This window comes from Microbacterium sp. NPDC060132 (assembly GCF_042729675.1).
GTDB lineage: Bacteria > Actinomycetota > Actinomycetes > Actinomycetales > Microbacteriaceae > Microbacterium > Microbacterium sufflavum.
In genome coordinates this window covers 2,741,798-2,762,120 of the sequence record NZ_JBHWXU010000001.1, presented here as the reverse complement: position 1 = coordinate 2,762,120, position 20,323 = coordinate 2,741,798, and the positions used below count along the sequence as shown (strand labels likewise).

Sequence of the window (20,323 nt, the reverse complement as noted above, 5' to 3'; positions counted from 1 at the left end):
ACGACGAAGACCCCGGACCGGGCGAGCCGGCGCGGGGTCTTCGGAGGTGGGGATCAGGCGTCGAGGCGCACGAGCCAGCCGTGCTTGTCCTCGCGGCGGCCGTACTGGATGTCGGTCAGCTCCTCGCGCAGCGACAGGGCCAGCTCGCCGAGCGGCTGCGGCTCGTCGAAGCCGTCGCCGACCAGCGCACCGATCGGGGTGACGACGGCGGCCGTGCCGCATGCGAAGACCTCGACGATGTCGCCCGAGGCGACGCCCTGACGCCACTCGTCGATCGAGATCGGTCGCTTCTCGACCGTGTAGCCGCGGTCTTCCGCGAGCTGCAGCAGCGAGTCGCGCGTGATGCCCTCGAGGATGCTGTCGGACTCCGGGGTGACGACGCGGCCGTCCTTGAAGACGAACACGACGTTCATGCCGCCGAGCTCTTCGACGTCGCGCTTCTCGTTGAGGAACACGACCTGGTCGCAGCCCTTGGCGGCGGCCTCGGCCTGCGGGAGGAGGCTCGAGGCGTAGTTGCCGCCGGTCTTCGCCTTCCCGGTGCCGCCCTTGCCCGCGCGAGCGTAGTCCTCCGAGAGCCAGATGCGCACCGGCTTCACCCCGCCGCTGAAGTACGCGCCGGCGGGGCTCGCGATCACGTAGTACGCGACCTTCTGCGCCGCCCGCACCCCGAGGAACGCCTCCTTGGCGAACATGAACGGCCGCAGGTACAGGCTCTGGTCGGCGCCCGACGGCACCCACCGACCGTCAACGGTGATCAGCTCGCGCAGCGACTGGATGAAGTACTCGGTGGGCAGCTCCGGAAGCGCCAGGCGGCGCGCGCTCGCCTGCAGGCGGGCGGCGTTGCGGTCGGGACGGAAGGTGTGGATGGACCCGTCGGCGTGACGGTAGGCCTTGATGCCCTCGAAGATCTCCTGCGCATAGTGCAGAACCGAGGCGGCGGGGTCGAGCGGGATCGGGCCGTAGGGCTGCACGCGCGGACGGTGCCAGCCGCCCTTGGCCGACCAGCAGATGTCGACCATGTGGTCGGTGAAGACGACCCCGAACCCGGGGTTCTCCAGCACCTCGGCGAGCCGCGTCGGGCTCGCGGCGTTCAGGTTCTTCGTCACGGCGAACTCCAGGGGAGCCACGCTCGTCTCGGCGTCGATCGTCGTCATGTCGTCATCCAATCCTCGTGGGTGGGCGCATCCTCGCGCCCTGTCAGCCTACGCCCGCCGCTCAGAGGCGGGCAGTGATCGCGGAGCCGATCTCCGCGGTGGTGCGGGCACCGCTGCGCGCGGCGATGTCCGCCTCGACCGCGGCGCTCACACGCGCCGACTCGGCCGCGAAGCCGAGGTGGTCGAGCAGCAGCGCGATCGAGAGGATCGCGGCGGTCGGGTCGGCCTTCTGCTGACCCGCGATGTCCGGAGCCGAGCCGTGCACGGGCTCGAACATCGACGGGAAGGCGCCGTCGGGGTTGATGTTCCCCGAGGCTGCGAGGCCGATGCCGCCCGTGACGGCGCCGGCGAGGTCGGTGAGGATGTCACCGAAGAGATTGTCCGTCACGATCACGTCGAAACGCGAGGGGTCCGTGACCAGGAAGATGGTGGCGGCGTCGACGTGCAGGTAGTCGACGGTCACATCGGGGTGTTCGGCCGCGACCTCGTTCACGATGCGCTGCCAGATCGCCCCGGCGTGCACGAGCACGTTGGTCTTGTGCACGAGGGTGAGCTTCCGGCGCCGACGCTCGGCAAGGTCGAACGCGTAGCGCACGACGCGCTCCACACCGAAGGCGGTGTTGACCGAGGTCTCGTTGGCGACCTCCTGCGGCGTGCCGACGCGGATCGCGCCGCCGTTGCCGACGTAGGGCCCCTCGGTCCCCTCGCGCACCACGACGAAGTCGACCTCCCCCGGGTCGGCGAGCGGACCAGGGGCACCCGGGAAGAGCTTCGACGGGCGGAGGTTCACGTAGTGGTCGAGCGTGAAGCGGAGCTTCAGCAGCAGGCCGCGCTCGATGTTCGCGTTCTTCAGGCGCGGGTCGCCCGGCGTGCCTCCGACCGCGCCGAGCAGGATCGCGTCGTGCGCCGAGATCGCCGCCAGGTCGTCATCGGTGAGCGTGTCGCCGGTCTCGAGGAACCGGCCGGCTCCGAGAGAGAAGCGGGTCTTGTCGAACGTCACGTCGCTGTGGGCGGTGACGGCGTCGAGCACCTTCTCCGCCTCCGCGATGACCTCGGGACCGATGCCGTCACCGGGGATGACAGCCAGCTTCACGACACGCGACATGAGACTCCTTGCGCACTGCACGGGGGTGGACCGGCCGCGGCGCGACCGCGGGTCGTACGGGCCGGTCCCCCCAGCGTAGTGGTCAGTGCGTGGGTGCCTTGCGCAGTGTGACGGCGGCGATCACCGCGGCGACGACCACGAGCCCGGCGCCGATCAGCGAGGTCACCGTCACCCCGGAGCCGAACGCGTCGGCGGCGGCCTGCCACAGCGCGTCTCCGAGCTGCGACGGGAGCTGCTGCGCCGCGGTGTACGCGCCGGCCAGCGTCTCCTGCGCCGCGTGCGCGACGTCGGCGGGCAGCCCCTCCGGAAGCACGAGCGCTCCGCGGTAGAACGCCGTGATGAGGCCACCCAGGATGGCGGTCCCGAGCACGGCGCCGAGCTCGTACGCGGTCTCGGACACGGCGCTGGCCGCGCCGGCCTTCGCGGCCGGAGCGCTGGAGAGGATGAGCTCGTTCGAGATCGTCTCCGCGGCACCGATGCCGATGCCGAGCACCGCGAACGCGAGGATCAGCGGCACGACACCGTGGTCGTGCGTCGTCATCGCCACGATCAGGTAGCCGACCACGGAGAAGACCAGCGCCGCGGGGATCAGCACGTGCGGCGGCACGCGACGCGAGATCGGCACGACCGTGAGGCCGGCCACGATCATCGCCGCCATGCCGGGCACGAGTGCGAGCCCGGCCATCATCGGCGAGAGCCCGAGCACGAGCTGCACGTGCTGCGACACGAAGTAGAGAAAGCCCACCAGGGCGACCACGCTGAGCAGGTTCACCAGGATAGCCCCGGAGAAGGAGCCCCTTCGGAACAGCGCCATGTCGAGCATCGGGACGTCGGAGCGGAGCTGACGCCGCACGAACAGCGCGCCCATCAGAAGGCCCAGCACGGCCCATCCCCCCGCGTACAGCGAGGGCCCGTCCACCGCGAACGACTTGATCGCGTAGACGACCGGGATCATCGCGGCCATCGACAGGGCGATGCTCAGCGGGTCGATGCGACCGGGGTGCGGGTCACGGCTCTCGGGCACCAGCAGCGGTGCGCCGATCAGCAGCGGGATCAGCACCGGTACAGCGAGGAGGAACACCGAGCCCCACGCGAAGTGCTCGAGCAGGAACCCGCCGACGATCGGCCCCAGGGCCGCACCGGCGGAGAACGCGGACGCCCAGACCGCGATCGCCATGCGCCGCTGATCGCGGTTCTGGAAGATCGAGCGCAGGAGCGACAGCGTGGAGGGCATGAGCATCGCGCCGAAGAAGCCGAGCAGGGCGCGGGCGGCGATGAGGAGACCGGCCGTCGGAGCGAACGCGGCGAGGGCCGAGACCACGGCGAACCCCGTGGCTCCGATGAGCAGCAGCTTCCTCCGCCCGAACCGATCACCGAGCGTGCCCATGGTCACCAGCAGTCCGGCCAGCACGAGCGGGTACACGTCGATGATCCACAGCTGCTCGGCACCGGTGGGTGCGAGCGAGATCGAGATCTCGGGCAGGGCGAAGCTCAGCACCGTGTTGTCGACCGACACCAGCAGCACGGGGAGCATGAGGACGACGAGCGCCGCCCACCCTCTGGCGCCGACGCGCGGGGCTTCCGTCTCTGTCGTCGGGATCGACGCAGTACGGCTCATGGAACACCTCTCAGACTCTCGGCGGCTCCGTTAGTGAACCGTCCGGCTGGTATAGTAACAGAGACCGGCCTCCCGTTTCCGAACAGAGGATGAACGATGCCCCGACCTCCCCTCGCCCGCGAGAAGGTTCTCGACGCCTTCGAGGCGATCCTCATCGACGAGGGCGAGCGCGCGGCCACGCTCGACGCGACGGCCAAGGCCGCGGGCGTCTCCAAAGGCGGGCTGCTGTACCACTTCCATTCCAAGGACGACCTCGAGGCCGGCCTCGTGGAGCGGCTCGACCACCTCACCACCCTCGATCTGGAGCGCATGAACGCGGCGGAGGAGGGCCCGGTCGCCTACTACGTCCGCACATCGGTCATGGAGGACGACGCCCTCGACCGCGCACTGATCGCCACGACCCGCCTCGCCCAGGGTGGCTCGGCCCGTGCGGCCGACATGCTCCGCGAGACCCGGCGCCGCTGGGCCGACACCATCCGCCCGCACGTGCGCGACACCGCCAGCCTCGACCTGGTGATGCTGGTCAGCGACGGGCTCTACTTCAACAACTCGCTCGACGTGCACGGCCCGGAGCGGCTCGTCCCCCGCAGCGATGAGCTCGCCGACCTGATCGCCCTGGTCCTGCGCGCGACCGCCTGACTCGCGAACCGAAGAGGGGCGGGAGCGTCACGCTCCCGCCCCTCCTCCGTGGTGCTGCGGCTCAGACCTCGGTGATCTCGATCTGCCGGAACAGGTCGGCGTCGATCGCGTCGCGCACGTCGTCGAGCAGTTCCTCCGACACGGGCGAGTCCAGCGTCAGCACGCTGAGCGCCTGGTCGCCGGCCGCGCGGCGCGCGATCTGCATGCCCGCGATGTTGATGCCCGCCTCACCGAACTTCTGGCCGTACACGGCCACGATGCCCGGACGGTCGGTGTAGAGCATGACGACGTGGTGCTTCTCGATCGGCAGCTCCAGCGCGTGGTCGTTGATGCCGACGAGCTTCTCCGCCTGCTTCGGACCGGTCAGCGTGCCGGACACCGAGAGCTGCGATCCGTCGGACAGGGCGCCCGTCAGGGTGATGACGTTGCGGTACTCCTCGCTCACGTCGTCCTTGAGCAGGCGGACCGCGATCCCCCGCTGCTCGGCGAGGAGCGGAGCGTTCACGTACGACACGGTCTCGCTGACGATGTTCGTGAACACGCCCTTGAGCGCCGCGAGCTTGAGCACGCTGACGTCGTAATCGTTGAGCTCGCCGTGCACCTCGACGTCGAGGCTCGTGAGCGGCGAGGTCGCGAGGGCCGCGAAGATCTGGCCCAGCTTCTCCACGAGCGAGATCCCCGGACGCACATACGGGTCGATCACGCCGCCGGCCACGTTGACCGCGTCGGGCACCAGGTCGCCGCCCAGCGCGAGTCGCACCGAGCGGGCGACCGAGACACCGGCCTTCTCCTGCGCCTCCTCCGTGCTCGCGCCGAGGTGCGGCGTGACGACCACGTTGGGCAGGTCGAGCAGCGGACGGGCACTGCCGCCCTCCGCCGGCGGCTCAGACGTGAAGACGTCGAGACCGGCGCCGGCGATCTCGCCAGCGACGAGCGCCTCGTGCAGCGCCTCCTCGTCGATCAGCCCGCCGCGCGCGACGTTGACGACGAAGGCGGTCGGCTTCATCGCCGCGAACTGCTCCGCGCCGATCATGCCCGTGGTCTCCGGAGTCTTGGGCATGTGGATCGTCAGGAAGTCGGACTCCGCCACCAGCTCGTCGAGCGACAGGAGCTGCACGCCGAGCTGCTGGGCGCGGGCGGACGTGACGTAGGGGTCGTACGCGACGACGCGCATGTCGAACGCCGCGAGGCGGGCGGCGACGAGCGCACCGATACGTCCGAGCCCCACGATGCCGACCGTCTTCTCGAAGAGCTCGGCGCCCGTGAACGAGCTGCGCTTCCACTGCCCGGCGGCGAGCGAGGCGTGCGCGGCCGGGATGCGCCGAGCGAGGCTGAGGATGTGACCGACCGTGAGCTCGGCGGCCGAGACGATGTTCGACGTCGGAGCGTTCACGACCATGACGCCCGCCGTGGTCGCGGCCTTGATGTCGACGTTGTCGAGGCCCACGCCCGCACGCGCGACGACCTTCAGCTTCGGCGCGTGCGCCAGCGCCTCCTCGTCGATGCGGGTCGCCGAGCGGATGAGCACCGCGTCGGCCTCGGCCAGCGCGGCGAACAGGGCCTCGCGGTCGGTGCCGTCGACGTGGCGGACGTCGAAGTCGGGGCCGAGCGCCTCGATCGTGGCGGGAGAGAGTACTTCGGCGATGAGCACGACGGGCTTCGGCACAGTGGATCCTTCGGGGCAGCGCGACAGGCGGGAGGGGCCGATGCGCCGCACACCGTCGGGGGCGCGATCGCGACAACTCTACCCGAGCCGCCATGCCGCTCCGTGCCGTGTGACGCCGCGCGGTCCGGCTCGACCGGTGGCGTCCGGGTCAGGCGCTGGGGAGCGTGAGGCTGAGCGCGAGCAGACTCATCCAGAAGACGGCGACGATGCCCAGCCCCGCGAGGAACACGAGGGCGAGCTCGCCCACGCGCCGGCGACGCCCGATCGCGGAGGCGAAGCCGAACACGATCAGGGGGAAGACGACACCGAACAGCAGCACGGCCCAGCCCGCACCCGTCAGACCGGTCTGCGCCATCGTGATCAGATGCGCGACCGCGTTCCACACCGCGTAGGCGTAGAACAGCCCGGCGAGGACGATGACGGTGCCGGCGAGCCAGCGCGGCGATCCGGACGACACCGCCGATGCGTTCTCCGACGAGCTCATGATCCGACCACCCCCACCGTCACGAACGGCCACGGCACCAGGAGCACGACCCCGGCGAGCAGCAGGGCGGCCCGCACCCACGCGGCCCTCCCCCGCGTGAGGACCCACGTCGCGAGGAACCACAGCGCGGGCGCCGCGATCGCGAGCACGAACCAGGGCAGGAACATCGCGTCGGCGACCAGGAACGAGGCGAGCGGTTGCAGCCGCAGCCCACCGACGACCCAGCCGACCGAATAGAGGAGATACACCCCGCCGACCACCCCGACGAGCAGGAGCATCGCATTGCTGAGTCCCGCCGGCGCCTCGTCGTCGTCGGCGGCGACGGACGCCGCGGGCGCCGACGGCGGTGCCGCCTCGGTGGGCGGTGGAGACGCGGGGGGTCGCGTCGTGGGCGCGCCCGCGGCGCTCTCCGTGGGCGTGGCGTCGTGAAGAGGCGGCTCGACGGGCGGGGCCGCGTTCTCACGTCGCCGCGGGCGACCGGTGCGATGCGACGCCGTGTCGTCGTCGCCCTCCCAGCTCAGGGCGTCGTCGGAGTCGGAGGTCATGCCTCCAGCGTAGGACACCCCGTCCACTAGGATCTTGCGTGCCCTGGCCGGTGCGGTCGGGCCTTCGGGGGAAGGGATCAACGTGGCCGAGAGCGACGACAGGACCGCCGGCACGGACAGGAACACCGCCGCGAGCACGGAGCCACCGGCGGGGTGGACGCCGAGCGCCGCGGCGAAGACGACGGCGATGCGCTTCCGCTGGATCGCGGGCGCGCTGTGGGCCCTCGCGATCATCGGCGAGGGCGTCGGGATCTTCTGGCTGCTCCGCCAGCGCGTCTACGTCGGCGAGGACGGCACGCTCGTGCGCGACCCCGACACGGGTCTGCTCGAGGAGCAGGGCGTCACGGCACACTTCCCGCAGTGGGCGTTCATCGCTCTGCTCGTGCTGCTCGTCGTGATCGCGGCCCTGTCGATCACGGGCTCCGTGCTCTGGAAGAAGGCGAACCGGCTCGATCCCGCGCGGAAGGCGGACAAGACCCGCTTCTTCGTGCAGAACCAGCTCGGCGCGATCATCGCGATCGTCGCCTTCCTCCCGCTCGTGATCCTGATCTTCCTGAACAAGGACATGGACAAGGGGCAGAAGACGACGGCCGGCATCGTCGGCGTCGTCCTGGCCGCACTGGCCGTGTTCGTCGGCGTGGACTTCGCCCCGCCGTCGGTCGAGCAGTACACGGCCGATCAGTCGACCGTGATCCAGCTGCTCGGCAAGGACGAGGTGGTCTGGGTCGACGGCGGCAAGGTCTATCACGTGTGCGACGAGGTGCCCGCGATCCAGACGGGCAGTGAGATCCGCACCGGCACGACGGCGCAGGCGATCGAGGCGGGCAAGATCCGCCTCACGCTGCAGTTCGCCTCGGAGCTGCGCACGTGCGGCCTCGCGGTGCCGGAGAACGCGGACGAGATCACGGAGGCGCTGCGCGCGATCCAGGACGGCGCAGTGGACACGCCGCTGCCCGCGCCGGTGTGGGCGGACCCGGCGGACGCGCCCATCCAGATCGAGGACGCCCCGGCGAACGTGGGCTGACGCTCAGTCGCGCCCGAGCGCCTCGACCAGTCGCTCCTCCGCGGACGCGAGGTGCGCCCGCAGCAGCTCGGCCGCTTCGTCCTCCGCACCCGCGGCGACGGCATCGAGCATCTCCCGATGCTGTGCGGCGATCTCCTCCGCGTTCAGCAGGCGCCGCCCCTGCACCTGCGCCATGCACAACCGGACCTCGTCGAGCACGCTCCGATACATCCGTCCGGTCCGCTCGCTGTGCAGCGCATCGATCAGCGCCGTATGGAAGCGCAGATCGGGGCCCACGGTCGCCGGGTCGGGCCCCGGTCCCATCGCGAGCAGCTCCGCGTTCGCCTCGACCGCGGCGGCGGGCACTCTGCGCGCCCGTGCCAGCTCCCGGAGCGCGGCGCTCTCCAGGCGGGTGCGCGTGCGGTAGACGTCACGCACCGTCGCCTGATCGATACCCACCACGCGTGCGGTGCGATGTGCTGTGCGCACGAGCAGGCCGCTCGCGACCAGCTGTTCGATCGCCGCCTTCGCGCTGGGCCTGGCCACACCGAAGGACTGCGACACCGCGGCCTCGGTGAGCGGCTCGCCCGATCGGATCTCACCGCCGAGGATGCGCGCGCGCAGCTGGGCGGTCACCGCATCGACCACGCCGACGACGCCGAGGCCGCGGTCCGTGAGGGTGGTCATGGCCGTCAGCCTAGCGAAGCATCCGGTCATCGGTACACTTGTCAGACAATCTTGACCCGGAGCAGAGGAGCACCGTGCCGACCACCATCGCCGAACCGCTGGACCACGAGCTGCTCGGGCCGGACACCGAGGTGCATGCCCGGTCGATCGACCGGTTCGCCCGCGCCCACGACGCCTCCCACTATCTGCTCGTCCCCGATGCCGTGCTCTCCCCCGCCGATGCGGCCGGCGTGGCCCGCGCGTTCGGCGCCGTGCGCGCCGCCGGACGCACCCTCACCTTCCGCTCCGGTGGCACGAGTCTCTCCGGACAGGGGGTGAGCGGCGACATCCTCGTCGACACCCGCAGCCACTTCCGCGACATCCGGGTGGAGGACGACGGCGCCGCCGTCCGCGTCGGCCCCGGCGCCACCGTGCGGCAGGTCAACACACGGCTCGCCCGGTACCGCCGCAAGCTCGGGCCCGACCCGGCGAGCGAGATCGCGTGCACGATCGGCGGCGTCGTGGCGAACAACTCCAGCGGCATGGCCTGCGGCATCACCGAGAACTCGTACCAGACGATCACGTCGATGACGCTCGTGCTGCCCAGCGGAACCATCCTCGACACGGGCCGTCCCGACGCGAACGAGGTGCTCCGCGCCGCCGAGCCGGCGATCGCCGACGGCCTGCTCGCCCTGCGCGCGCGGTTGCTCGCCTCCCCCCAGCACGTGGCCTTCCTCCGCCAGCAGTTCTCCATGAAGAACACCATGGGCTACGGCCTCAACGCCCTGCTCGACTTCGACGACCCCGTCCGCATCCTGGAGCACCTCGTGATCGGCTCGGAGGGCACGCTCGCCTTCGTCGCCGAGGCGCGCTTCCGCACGATCGAGGTACGCCCCGCGATCGCGACCGGGCTGCTCGTGTTCGAGACGCTGTCGGCCGCCATGTCCGCACTGCCCGACCTCACCCGTCTCGGTCTCGCCACGATCGAGCTCCTGGATGCGGCGTCGCTGCGCGTGGCCCAGGGGCTGAGCGACGTCCCGGCGGCGATCGCGGAGATCGACGTGCGGGGGCACGCCGCCCTCCTCGTGGAGGTGCACGCGGCCGACACCGACGCACTGACGCTCGCGAGCGCCGCCGCCCAGTCGCACTTCGATGCCCTCCCCCTCGCCGTGCCGCCACGGCTCACGACCGACGCGGCCGAGCGGGCCGCGCTGTGGCACGTGCGCAAGGGCCTCTACACCGCCGTCGCCGGTGCCCGCCCCTCCGGCACGACCGCGCTGCTGGAGGACATCGTGGTACCGGTGCCCCGGCTGCTGGCCACGTGCGAGCGCCTGATCGAGCTGTTCGCGGAGCACGGCTACGAGGGATCCGTCATCTTCGGGCACGCGAAGGACGGCAACGTGCACTTCCTGCTCAACGAGCGCTTCGACGACCCCGACAGCGTGGCCCGCTACCGCCGCTTCACCGACGACCTCGTCGAGCTCGTCCTCTCCCAGCAGGGGTCGCTCAAGGCCGAGCACGGCACCGGTCGCATCATGGCGCCGTTCGTCCGGCGGCAGTATGGCGACGAGCTCACCGACCTGATGTGGGAGCTCAAGCGACTCATCGATCCGGACGGCATCCTCAACCCCGGCGTGGTGCTCTCCGACGACCCCGACTCCTACCTGCACGACCTCAAGCGCGTTCCCACGGTCGAGAGCGAGGTGGACCGCTGCGTGGAGTGCGGGTACTGCGAGCCCACGTGCCCGAGCAAGAGCATCACCCTCACCCCGCGGCAGCGCATCGTGCTGCGCCGCGACATGGCGTGGGCCGAGGAGCAGGGCGACACCGAGCTGCTGCGCGACCTGCGCGCCGACTACGACTACGACGGCGTGCAGACCTGCGCCGTCGACGGCATGTGCGGGGTCGCGTGTCCGGTCGACATCAACACGGGCGACCTCGTGCGGCGGCTGCGGGCCGAGCAGTCGAACGCGGTCGAGGGCGCCGTCTGGGGCACCGCCGCGAAGCACTGGAGCATGGTCACCCGCGCGGGCGGCGTGGCCCTCACGGTCGCGGACGCCCTCCCCGCCCCGCTCGTCCGCGGCGTGACGCAGCTCGGACGCGCCGTGCTCGGCGCCGACACCGTGCCGCTGTACGACGGCGGACTCCCCCGCGGCGGCTCGAAGCCCGATCGACCGGTGTCACCGCCCGACGCGCAGGCCGTGTTCTTCGGCGCGTGCATCGGCACGATGTTCGGCGCGGAGGACGGCGGCCACGGATCCCGTGATGCCCTGCGCCACCTGCTCGACCGGGCGGGGATCGCGGTGGTGATCCCGGAGGAGAACGGCGGGCTCTGCTGCGGCACCCCGTGGAAGTCGAAGGGACACCTCGACGGCTACCGGCTGATGTCCGACCGGGTGCTGGCGTCGCTGTGGGAGGCCAGCCGTCACGGCGAGCTCCCCGTGGTGTGCGACGCCGCGTCGTGCACCGAGGGGCTCGACGTGATGCTCGCCCAGTCCGTCGCGAAGGATCCGCGCTACGCGGGACTGCGCATCGAGGACGCCACGACCTTCGTCGCCCGCGAGGTGCTGCCGCGGTTGAGCGTGCCGGCGAAGCTCCCCTCCATCGCGGTGCACCCCACCTGCTCGACCACGGCGCTCGGGGCGACCGGGGCCCTGATGGAGATCGCTGCCGCCGTGGCCGACGACGTGTTCGTGCCCGAGGGTTGGGGCTGCTGCGCGTTCGCGGGCGACCGCGGCATGCTGCACCCCGAGCTCACCGCGAGTGCGACTGCGCAGGAGTCGGCCGAGGTCGCGGCCGCTGACGGGGAGCGCGGGGGCTTCGACGCGTTCGTGTCCGCCAACCGCACGTGTGAGATCGGCATGACCCGCGCCACCGGGCGCCCCTACCGGCACGTGATCGAGGTGCTGGAGGAGCTCACGCGACCCTGAGCCGCGCGGGGCGATGGAAGCGGACGAGGGCTCCGGTGCGCGACACCGGAGCCCTCGTCGTTCGCATCGTGCGGGGTGGCTGCTCAGACGCCCTGGGCGGACAGCACCGCGACCGGAGCGGGCTGCAGCCCCGGCGGGATGGTGGCGACAGCGCCGGAGCCGTCTCGCGACACCTCCGCCTCCGAGCCGTCGCTCCAGCGCAGCGTGGCGTGGTCGAGCTCCGCGGGGAGCTCGATGCGGCCGGCCGCGGGGTCGAGCGCGTGGACGTGCACGGCACCGGCCGAGGTCGTGTAGCGGCGCGGGGCCCCGGCCTGCTCCCCCATTCGGATCCATGGCCGCGTGCCGTAGACGGCGTCGCCGTTCGCGTCGAGCCACGACCCGAGCTCGCGCATGGCCCGGCGCTGCAGCTCGGGGATCGAGCCGTCTGCCGCGGGGCCGACGTTGATGAGCAGATTGCCGTTCTTGGCCACGACGTCGACCAGCAGGCGGATCAGGGCCGCGCCGGACAGGGAGTGGCGCTCGTCCTCGTCCTGGTTGAAGCCGAACGAGTAGCCGAGTCCGCGCGTGGACTCCCACGGCTCGGGGATGATCTCCGGGATGTCCGTGTACTCGCGCGTGAGGAAGCCGTGGTACGGCACACCCCAGCGGTCGTTCACGACGCCCTCGGGCACCGCATCGAAGTAGCGGCGCAGCAGCGCGGCGACCGCGTACTCCTGGTCGCCCTTGCCGCCGTCCGGCCACTCGATGTCGTTCCACAGCACATCCGGCGCGAAGCGTTCGACGAGCTCCTCCAGCTGGGCGGCCGAGTATCGCGCGAAGTGCTCGTCGTTGCGGCGGAACCGGAACAGGTCGGTGTCGGACTCGATCGCCGGGAAGTCGCTGACGTGCCAGTCGAGCGCCCCGGAGTAGTACACGCCGAACTTCGCGCCCGCGCGACGCGTGGCGTCGTGGAACTCGGCGATCAGGTCGCGCCGGGGCCCACGCGCGACGGCGTTGAAGCCGGTCGTCGCGGTGTCCCACAGACAGAAGCCCTCGTGGTGCTTGGTGGTGGGCACGATGTACCTCGCGCCCGCGCCCACCAGCTCTCCGACGAACGCATCGGCGTCGAACGCGGCGGCGTCCCAGCGGTCGGCGAGGTCCTCGTAGGAGGTGCCCGGGCCGTACAGGCGCTGGTGCCGCTCCCACGTGGGGCTCCCCGCGATGCGCACGGTGTTGCCGTACCACTCCGCGTACTGGTGCCACGCGTAGGCGTCCTCCGTGGGGATGTTGACGCCCTCGCCGTGCTGCACCGCCCACGCCGGCACCGAGTACAGGCCCCAGTGCACGAAGAAGCCGAGCTTCGCGTCGCGGTACCACTCCGGCACACCGTTCGCGGGGTACACCGGTGCCGCGGAGCCGAGGTCGGGCCCGGTGCGCTTCTCGAAGTTCATCATGCGGGGGTCTCCTCTGCGGGGGTGGAGTCGACGGGCGTCTCGGCGTCGCCGCGGCGGACGACCGTCGCGGTCAGGTCGGGCGTGCCGGTGGTGTCGAAGGGGTAGACGCCAGGGCGCAGACGGTGGTGGCCGAGGCGCAGCAGGTCCTGGTCGACGCCGCCGGGCGTGAGCGCGAGCGTCCAGTCGGCGGCGAGCTCGTACAGCTCCGGCTCCAGGTAGCCGATCTTCACCACGACGATGTCGGCCTCGGTGGGCTCGAGGCCCAGCATCCGGAAGTCCGAGAGGTGGTGGAAGGGCTTGCGGCGCTCGGTCACGATGGCGTGCAGGCCGCCGACCGCGATCACGGCCTGGGTGCCCGCGTCGGGGTCGCCGTGCGTGATCGAGAAGACGGTGCCGCGGATCGTGACGGGCCCGTGCGGACCCGGGTCGACGCGGGCCCCCGCCTCGAGCTCGACCTCGGCGCCGACACCCGCTGCGACCGCGCGCGCGACGGCCTCACGGTCGAAGATCGACGCGACGAGGGTCGTCTGGCTCCCGTCGGTGAGCTCCGGTCGCTCCAGCAGGCGCGCGAGCGTCCAGGTCACGTCGCCCGCTCCCCCGGCGGTGGGGTTGTCGCCCGAGTCCGAGATGAGGTACGGCCGGGCGGCTGCGGGCGCAAGCGCGCGGTCCAGCGCCTCGTCGAGCGTGCCGGTCTCGGCCACGAACACGAAGTCCTCGCGCGCGCCCCAGAACCGGCGGGCGAGGCGCTCGGCCTCCCGGGCGATGACCTCACGGTCGTCGCCGGTGACCACGACGTAGGCCTGGCAGCGCGGCTCGTCGGCCCACGCGTACCCGATCCAGACGGACGCGTCGACCACGCCGGGCAGCGCCTCGATCGCGGGCAGCTCGGCGTAGATACCGCGCGCCGGTTCGAGCCGCGTGCTGGTCTTCTCACCGGGCAGCAGCACGGGGACCGGCACCCAGGCGGTGAAGGGCCGTCGCGCGAGCGGGTCGGCGCCGTGCGGCCCGCGCAGCCGGTCGAGCAGGTTCCACACCGCGCGCTCCTTGGTGTTGAGCCAGTCCTCGTGCGGAGCCATCCGGTAGCAGGTCAGCAGGTCGACCGCATCGCGCAGCACCTCCGACACGTTGCCGTGCAGGTCCATCGACGTGGAGACGAGCGTGTCGGACCCCAGTGCCTCACGGACGGCACGGGCCAGGTCGCCCTCGGCGTCGTCCATGCCCACGACGCTCATGGCGCCGTGGATGTCGAAGAAGAAGCCGTCGAAGGGCCCGTGCTCGCGGATGCCGTCGAGGATCGCGTCCTTCATCCGCCGGTACGTCTCGGGGTCCACGGCGCCGCCGGGCAGCGAGCGGCCGTGCGTGAGCGGAACCCACTCGGCGGCCTCGGCCAGCTCGCGCCCATCGTCGAGGAACGGGTAGTAGGCGCGGAGGTCCGCGCCGGTACGGATCGTGAAGGCCTCGTCGCCGGAGATGTGCGGCGAGAACGTGCTGGACTCGATCGAGATGCCGGCGATGCCCACGCGGGGCTTCGGCAGGCCGCCGTCGGCGACGGGCGGCAGCGGGCCCATCCAGATCTCGTGGGCGTCCTGGGGTGCGGTCACGATGCGATACCTCTCATCCGGGGAGTCGATTCAGAGTGGGGGTGCGGGGGCGAGGGCCCGACGGGCGGTCTCGATCGCTCCGAGGGCGACCGCATCGGAGCCCAGTTGCGCCGGGACGATGCGCAGCGGGATGCCCGACACCGGCGAGTCCGTGCGCAGGGTCGCCTGGATCGCGGGTTCCAGCAGGTCCCACGCCGAGGCGACGCCACCGCCCACGATCACGGTCGGCAGGTCGAGCAGGGTCGCGGCGCTCGCACTGGCGAGGGCGACCGCGCGACCGGCGGCGGCGAACACGGCGAGGGCGTCCGCGTCTCCACCCCGAGCGAGGGCGGCGACCGCCCGGGCGTCTGCCGCTTCGCCGCCCGTCCGCTCGCGGTAGCGCAGGGCGATGGAGGTTCCGGAGGCCAGCGTCTCCAGGTGCCCCGTCTGCCCGCAGGTGCACACGAGCTCGCTGTACCCGGGGGTGTGTCCGATCTCGCCCGCCGCACCGTGGGGCCCGTGGTGGAGCGCGCCGTCGATGATGACGGCTCCGCCCACGCCCGTGCCGAGCATCACGCCCAGCACGTCGCGCTCGGTGCGGCTCAGCGCGGCCGCTTCTCCGAGCAGGAACGCGTTGACGTCGTTCTCGACGCTGACCGGCACGCCCAGGCGTCGTCCGAGCTCGTCCGCGAGCGGGAATCCCGCCCAGCCGACGAACGTGGCCGAGGCCGCGCGCACGGTGCCGGTCTCGTGGTCGATGACGCCCGCGGCGCCCACGCCCGCTGCGGCGAGCGGCACCCCGGCCTCGCCGGCGAGTGCCCGGACGAGGCCCGCCGCGGCATCGGCCATGGCCGCTCCGCCCAGGGCGGCAGGGGCCGGCACGCTGCCGCGGGCGACGACGGAGCCGTCCTCCCCCACGACGAGCGCGGCGATCTTGGTGCCGCCGATGTCGATCCCCGCCAGCCCGGTTCGCGGACGCGGTCGACCGTCGATGGGCACAGTGGTGCCCTGTTCCTGACCGATCATGCTCAGCGTCCGCCCAGTCCTGCCATCGCGATGCCCTTGACCAGGTGCTTCTGCAGCACGATCACGAGCACGGTGGTCGGGATCATCGAGATGATCGCCGCCGCCATCTGCAGGTCCCAGCGGGTGCCGGTGAGACCGGCGAAGCTGGCCAGTCCGACCGGGAGCGTGCCGTGCGCGTTGTAGTCGACCGTCACGATCAGCGGCCACAGGTAGCTGTTCCAGAACGACAGGAACGTGAACACCGCGAGCACGGCGACGGCCGACTTCGACAGCGGGAGGATGATCTGCAGGAACGACCGGACGGGACCGGCGCCGTCGACGCGTGCCGCCTCCTCCAGCTCATAGGGGATCCCGCGGAAGAACTGCCGCATGAGGAAGGTCCCGAAGGCGCCGAACGCGAACGGCAGGATGAGCGCCTGGTATGTGTCGACCCAGTTGAACCACTGCATGACCTGGAACATCGGGATCACGAGCACCTCGGCCGGCACCATGAGCGTGGCGAGGAAGAGCACGAACACGGCGTCGCGCCCCTTCCACCGCAGCCGCCCGAACGCGTACCCGGCGGTGGTCGAGACCACCAGCACGACCAGCGTGCCGCCGACCGCCACGATGAACGAGTTCATGATGTACGTCAGGAACGGCCCGTAGGCGAACACGTCGACGAAGTTGCTCCAGCGGATCTCCGAGCCGACGAGCGTCGGCGGCATGGAGAACATCTCGGAGTTGGGCTTGAGGGCCGAGAAGAACGCGTACACGAGCGGCGCGATGAAGATGAGCGCGGCGATGTAGATGCAGACGTGCGCGAGTACAAGACGGAGGCGGGCACCCGGAGTCGTGGAGGCTCCGCGAGCCTTCTCGCGCTCACGCTCGCGGTCGCGGCGCGGCGCGGGGCCGGCGGGGCGGACGAGGGTCTCAGTGCTCATAGTGCACCCACTTCTTCTGCGCGGCGAACTGGAGGCCGGTGATCGCGATGATGATGGCGAACAGGATCCAGGCGGCGGCGGCCGCGAGGCCGAGGTCGCCGAACGTGAACCCCTGCTCCCAGATGTACATCACGAGCGGCTTGGTGGCGTTGCCCGGGCCGCCGCCGGTGAGCATCTGCGGCTGCACGAACACCTGCAGCGAGGTGATCATCGTCATGATGGTGGCGAAGAAGATCGACGGCGAGATCATCGGGATGATGATGCTCCACACGCGGCGGAAGCCCTGCGCGCCATCGATGCTGGCCGCCTCGAGCACGCTCTCGGGGAGCTGTTCGAGAGCCGCCGAGAAGATCAGCATGTTGTAGCCGAGGCCCTGCCAGACGCTCATCACGACGACCATGATCATGGCCCAGGAGGGATCGGCGAGGAAGTTCGGCAGCTCGATCCCGAACCAGCTGACCGAGAGGCCGTTGAAGAGGCCCTGCGGCTGCAGCATCATCTTCCACACCAGCACGTTGGCGACCATCGGCGTCACGACCGGGATGAAGAAGAGCACGCGCAGGGCGCCGCGACCGCGGATCCGCGGTCCGAGTCCGAGAGCGAGCACGAGCGAGAGGGCGACGCTCAGCGGCACGTACAGCAGCGTGTACACCGCCGAGTTCCGCAGCGCCGGCCAGAAGTCGGGGCTGCTGGTGAACAGCTTGACGTAGTTGTCCACCCCGTTGAAGGTCCGCTCGCCGAAGGTCGGCCAGTCGAAGACGCTCATCACGATCGACAGCCCGACGGGCACGATCGTGAACAGGGCGAGGCCCACCAGGGCCGGGCTTGCGAAACCCAGCGCCTGGCGGCCCTCGACCTTGGCGAGCGATCCTCGACGTGTCGTCGTGATCGTCATCTCTTGTCTTTCTCTGTTACTGCTGCGGCGGCCGGAGCCGGGTCACTCGCCGAACTGCGCCTGGGCGTTCGACAGCAGCTCCTCCATCGTCATCTGGCCGTTGTAGACGCTGACGAGGTTGGGCTGGATGTAGCTGTCGAGCTTCTGCCAGCTCTTGGTCATGTACAGCGGGACGGTGTCGGCGAACGCGGCCTCGAACACCGACTGCACCTGGTCGCGGTACTGCTCGTCGATCGACTCGAAGTACAGCGGCTGCGAGGAGGTGCGCGCGGGGTACGAGCGGCCGGACGACGCGATGTAGTCCTGCGCGTCCTCACCCACCAGCGAGCCGAGGACCTTCAGCGCGGCCTCCGGGTTCTTGCAGTTGGCGGCGATGCCGTAGCCCGAGCCGAGGATCGGTCCGGGGTTGCCGTCGACGCCCGCGGGCAGCGGCACCATGCCGGCGGCGAAGCCGGACTCGTTGTTGAGGTAGCTGACCGCGTTCCAGGTGCCGTCGACGGCCATGGCCGCGTTGGCGCCGGTGTACTGGTTCTCGCCCCAGCCGGTGTCGGAGGCCGAGGCGACGGGCGCCGCGACCTTCTGCTCCGTGACCAGCCCGGCGTACCAGGTGGCCGCGTCGACGAACGCGTCGTCGTCGATGTGCAGCGTGCCGTCCTCGGAGGCCGGCTGCGTGGCGGAGTACGCGATGGGCATCGACATCCACTGGTAGCCGCCCATGCCCATGCCGAAGCCGTACTTGCCGTCCTTCGTGGCGTCGGCGGCGATCGCGGAGAAGTCGTCGAACGTCCAGCCGATCTCCGGCGTGGCGGCACCGGCGGCGGTCAGCATGTCCTGGTTGTAGTAGACGAGCATGGTGGCCACGTCGAACGGCACGCCGTAGACCTTGCCCTCGAAGCTGAGGATGCCGTCGGCGCTCGGGTTGAACTCCGACCAGTCGATCCCGGCCGTCTCGAGGTCCTTCTCGCTCAGCTCGCGGAAGCCGCCCGTGTAACCGCCGAGCTGCGCGCCGCTCATCCCGGTGATGCACGCCATGTTGCCGCTGGCCATGTTGGTCGTCAGCTTCGTGAAGAAGTCGCTCCAGGGCGACGTCTGCAGCTTGATGGTGATGTCGGGGTTCTGCTTCTGCGCGAACTCGATCTGCGCCTCGAGCGCATCGACGTCGGACTCGCTGCCCGCCCACATGTCGACGACGATGGCGTCGCCGTCGGCGGAGCCTCCGGAGCCGCCCGTGCTGGCACAACCGGTCATCGCCACGGCGACGCCCGTGACAGCGGCGACAGCCCCCACACGCAACTTCTTCATTGAATGCCTCCTGAGAAGGGAAAGGTTATTTCGCGGGTCGAATTAACCTAATATGATTTCGTATGAAGTGAGGCTTTCATAGTTCGGGGAGTGCCGCAAGCTGAACATCCGATGTTTATCGGACGGTGATACGGCGTCACCTCCCCGAAACACGACACTCCCCCGCTACGCTGACGATGCTCCGAGACGAAGGGCTCCCATGACGAACCCCGCCGACACCCCCGTCGACGACCCGCACACGCGGCGCATCCTCGACCTCGTCGCGCGCGGTCAGGCCCGCTCCCGCTCGGAGCTGGCGGCGGCGATGGGCGTCGCCGCGTCCACGGTCGGACTCCGCGTGCAGGCGCTGCTCGACGCCGGCGTGCTGCAGGAGGCCGGAGCCGGCACCTCGCGCGGCGGTCGCCGGCCCCGCGTGCTGCAGATCGCCTCCGACGGCCTCGTGCTCTCCGCCGACCTGGGCGGAAAGCACGCCCGCGTGGGACGGCACGACCTGAGCGGCGCGCTGCTCGACAGCGAGACGATCGCGATCGACGTCGCCGACGGCCCGGAGGCCACGCTCGCGCGGGTCGCCGAGGTGTTCGACCGCCTCGTGGCGGACACCAGGGTGCACGCAATCGGGGTCAGTCTCCCCGGCCCGGTCGACATCGCCACGGGATCCGTCGACCAGCCCTCGCGCATGCCGGGGTGGCCGGGCTTCCGCGTGGGCGAGCACCTCGCCGAGCGCTACGGCGTGCCGGTCGTCGTCGACAACGACGCGAACCTCGCGGCGCTCGGCGAGCATCGGGAGCAGCTCGGTCACGGACAGCACAGCATCACTGTGAAGGCGGGGACCGCGATCGGCAGCGGCATCATCGTCGACGGTCACGTGCACCGCGGCGCGACGGCCGCGGCGGGCGACATCACCCACACCCGCATCGACGGCAGCGGCGACATCCCCTGCTCGTGCGGCAACACCGGATGCCTGGAGACCGTGGCCAGCGGTGCCAGCCTCGTGCGACAGATGCACGAGCGCGGCAACACCGCCGTCGCCTCGACCGCCGACGTGCTCACGCTCGCGCGCGACGCCGATCCCGTCGCGACCACGCTCGTCCGCACGGCGGGCACGCACCTGGGTCAGGCGCTCTCCGGTGTCGTGAACTTCTTCAACCCGCACGCCGTGTTCCTGACGGGCAGCATGAGCGCCTCGGAGCCGTTCATCGCGGCCGTCCGCAGCCGGGTCTACGAGGCCTGCCACCCCCTGGCCACGCAGCGCCTGCGCATCGAGGCGGCGACCACGGGCGCGGACGCGATCCTGTACGGCGCCGCGCGGCTGGCGCTCGAAGGCGTGGAGATCCCGGTGGCGACGGCCTGAGCC

17 protein-coding genes are annotated in these 20,323 nt (G+C 71.0%); 4 read left to right on the top strand and 13 right to left on the bottom strand.

The features are described 5' to 3' along the window. Positions 1 to 53: 53 nt before the first annotated feature. The 3 genes from ACFWCH_RS13310 to ACFWCH_RS13300 form a co-directional block, all read right to left on the bottom strand. A complete protein-coding gene (locus tag ACFWCH_RS13310; protein ID WP_136034915.1) occupies positions 54 to 1,154 on the bottom strand; it encodes a branched-chain amino acid aminotransferase in 1,101 nt (366 codons plus the stop codon). A 61-nt stretch (positions 1,155 to 1,215) separates the two neighbouring features. After that, complete coding sequence (locus ACFWCH_RS13305) at positions 1,216 to 2,259, bottom strand: 3-isopropylmalate dehydrogenase (protein WP_136036988.1); 1,044 nt, start codon at positions 2,257 to 2,259, stop codon at positions 1,216 to 1,218. A gap of 82 nt (positions 2,260 to 2,341) precedes the next feature. Next, positions 2,342 to 3,877, bottom strand: a complete 1,536-nt coding sequence (locus tag ACFWCH_RS13300; RefSeq protein WP_136034920.1) for an MFS transporter — start codon at positions 3,875 to 3,877, stop codon at positions 2,342 to 2,344. A gap of 96 nt (positions 3,878 to 3,973) precedes the next feature. Here ACFWCH_RS13300 and ACFWCH_RS13295 point away from each other — a divergent pair, with 96 nt between their 5' ends. Then, a complete protein-coding gene (locus ACFWCH_RS13295; protein ID WP_136034922.1) occupies positions 3,974 to 4,516 on the top strand; it encodes a TetR/AcrR family transcriptional regulator in 543 nt (180 codons plus the stop codon). Between the two features lie 61 nt (positions 4,517 to 4,577). Here the strand turns inward: ACFWCH_RS13295 and serA are convergent, their stop codons facing one another. From serA to ACFWCH_RS13280, 3 genes are all read right to left on the bottom strand, one after another. Beyond that, positions 4,578 to 6,182, bottom strand: a complete 1,605-nt coding sequence (gene serA, locus ACFWCH_RS13290) for a phosphoglycerate dehydrogenase (protein WP_136034925.1) — start codon at positions 6,180 to 6,182, stop codon at positions 4,578 to 4,580. Between the two features lie 148 nt (positions 6,183 to 6,330). Continuing rightward, complete coding sequence (locus ACFWCH_RS13285; RefSeq protein ID WP_136034927.1) at positions 6,331 to 6,666, bottom strand: hypothetical protein; 336 nt, start codon at positions 6,664 to 6,666, stop codon at positions 6,331 to 6,333. Next, positions 6,663 to 7,211, bottom strand: coding sequence for a hypothetical protein (locus ACFWCH_RS13280; protein WP_378803652.1), 549 nt, complete (start codon positions 7,209 to 7,211; stop codon positions 6,663 to 6,665). The genes ACFWCH_RS13285 and ACFWCH_RS13280 overlap by 4 nt, the downstream gene beginning before the upstream one ends. Before the next feature lie 82 nt (positions 7,212 to 7,293). On the opposite strand from ACFWCH_RS13280, the gene ACFWCH_RS13275 reads away from it, so the two are divergent. Then, on the top strand, positions 7,294 to 8,235 hold the full coding sequence (locus ACFWCH_RS13275; RefSeq protein WP_136044571.1) for a hypothetical protein: 942 nt from the start codon (positions 7,294 to 7,296) through the stop codon (positions 8,233 to 8,235). A gap of 3 nt (positions 8,236 to 8,238) precedes the next feature. Here the strand turns inward: ACFWCH_RS13275 and ACFWCH_RS13270 are convergent, their stop codons facing one another. Next, on the bottom strand, positions 8,239 to 8,901 hold the full coding sequence (locus tag ACFWCH_RS13270) for a GntR family transcriptional regulator (RefSeq protein ID WP_378803651.1): 663 nt from the start codon (positions 8,899 to 8,901) through the stop codon (positions 8,239 to 8,241). Positions 8,902 to 8,975: 74 nt separating this feature from the next. On the opposite strand from ACFWCH_RS13270, the gene ACFWCH_RS13265 reads away from it, so the two are divergent. Next, positions 8,976 to 11,810, top strand: a complete 2,835-nt coding sequence (locus ACFWCH_RS13265) for an FAD-binding and (Fe-S)-binding domain-containing protein (protein ID WP_378803650.1) — start codon at positions 8,976 to 8,978, stop codon at positions 11,808 to 11,810. A gap of 83 nt (positions 11,811 to 11,893) precedes the next feature. On the opposite strand, the gene ACFWCH_RS13260 is transcribed toward ACFWCH_RS13265, so the two are convergent. The 6 genes from ACFWCH_RS13260 to ACFWCH_RS13235 all read right to left on the bottom strand — a co-directional run bounded on the left by ACFWCH_RS13260 (position 11,894) and on the right by ACFWCH_RS13235 (position 18,969). Then, on the bottom strand, positions 11,894 to 13,243 hold the full coding sequence (locus tag ACFWCH_RS13260) for an alpha-L-fucosidase (protein WP_378803649.1): 1,350 nt from the start codon (positions 13,241 to 13,243) through the stop codon (positions 11,894 to 11,896). Next, positions 13,240 to 14,811, bottom strand: coding sequence for a M81 family metallopeptidase (locus ACFWCH_RS13255; protein ID WP_378803861.1), 1,572 nt, complete (start codon positions 14,809 to 14,811; stop codon positions 13,240 to 13,242). Before ACFWCH_RS13255 ends, ACFWCH_RS13260 begins: the two co-directional genes overlap by 4 nt. Positions 14,812 to 14,874: 63 nt before the next feature. Further along, positions 14,875 to 15,849 carry an ROK family protein gene (locus tag ACFWCH_RS13250; protein ID WP_378803648.1) on the bottom strand — a complete coding sequence of 325 codons (975 nt, stop codon included), beginning with the start codon at positions 15,847 to 15,849 and terminating at the stop codon, positions 14,875 to 14,877. A gap of 2 nt (positions 15,850 to 15,851) precedes the next feature. After that, positions 15,852 to 16,772 (bottom strand): carbohydrate ABC transporter permease, encoded by a 921-nt coding sequence (locus tag ACFWCH_RS13245; RefSeq protein WP_136034943.1) that lies wholly within the window; start codon positions 16,770 to 16,772, stop codon positions 15,852 to 15,854. Further along, positions 16,762 to 17,667: a carbohydrate ABC transporter permease gene (locus ACFWCH_RS13240; RefSeq protein ID WP_136034945.1), complete on the bottom strand. Its 906-nt coding sequence runs from the start codon at positions 17,665 to 17,667 to the stop codon at positions 16,762 to 16,764. Before ACFWCH_RS13240 ends, ACFWCH_RS13245 begins: the two co-directional genes overlap by 11 nt. Positions 17,668 to 17,709: 42 nt before the next feature. Then, the gene (locus ACFWCH_RS13235; protein WP_136034947.1) at positions 17,710 to 18,969 is read right to left on the bottom strand and encodes an ABC transporter substrate-binding protein; all 1,260 of its coding nucleotides are present in this window, start codon (positions 18,967 to 18,969) and stop codon (positions 17,710 to 17,712) included. 199 nt (positions 18,970 to 19,168) lie between these two features. Between ACFWCH_RS13235 and ACFWCH_RS13230 the strand changes: the two genes are divergently transcribed. Beyond that, on the top strand, positions 19,169 to 20,320 hold the full coding sequence (locus tag ACFWCH_RS13230) for an ROK family protein (protein ID WP_378803647.1): 1,152 nt from the start codon (positions 19,169 to 19,171) through the stop codon (positions 20,318 to 20,320). The last annotated feature ends 3 nt before the right edge of the window (positions 20,321 to 20,323 follow it).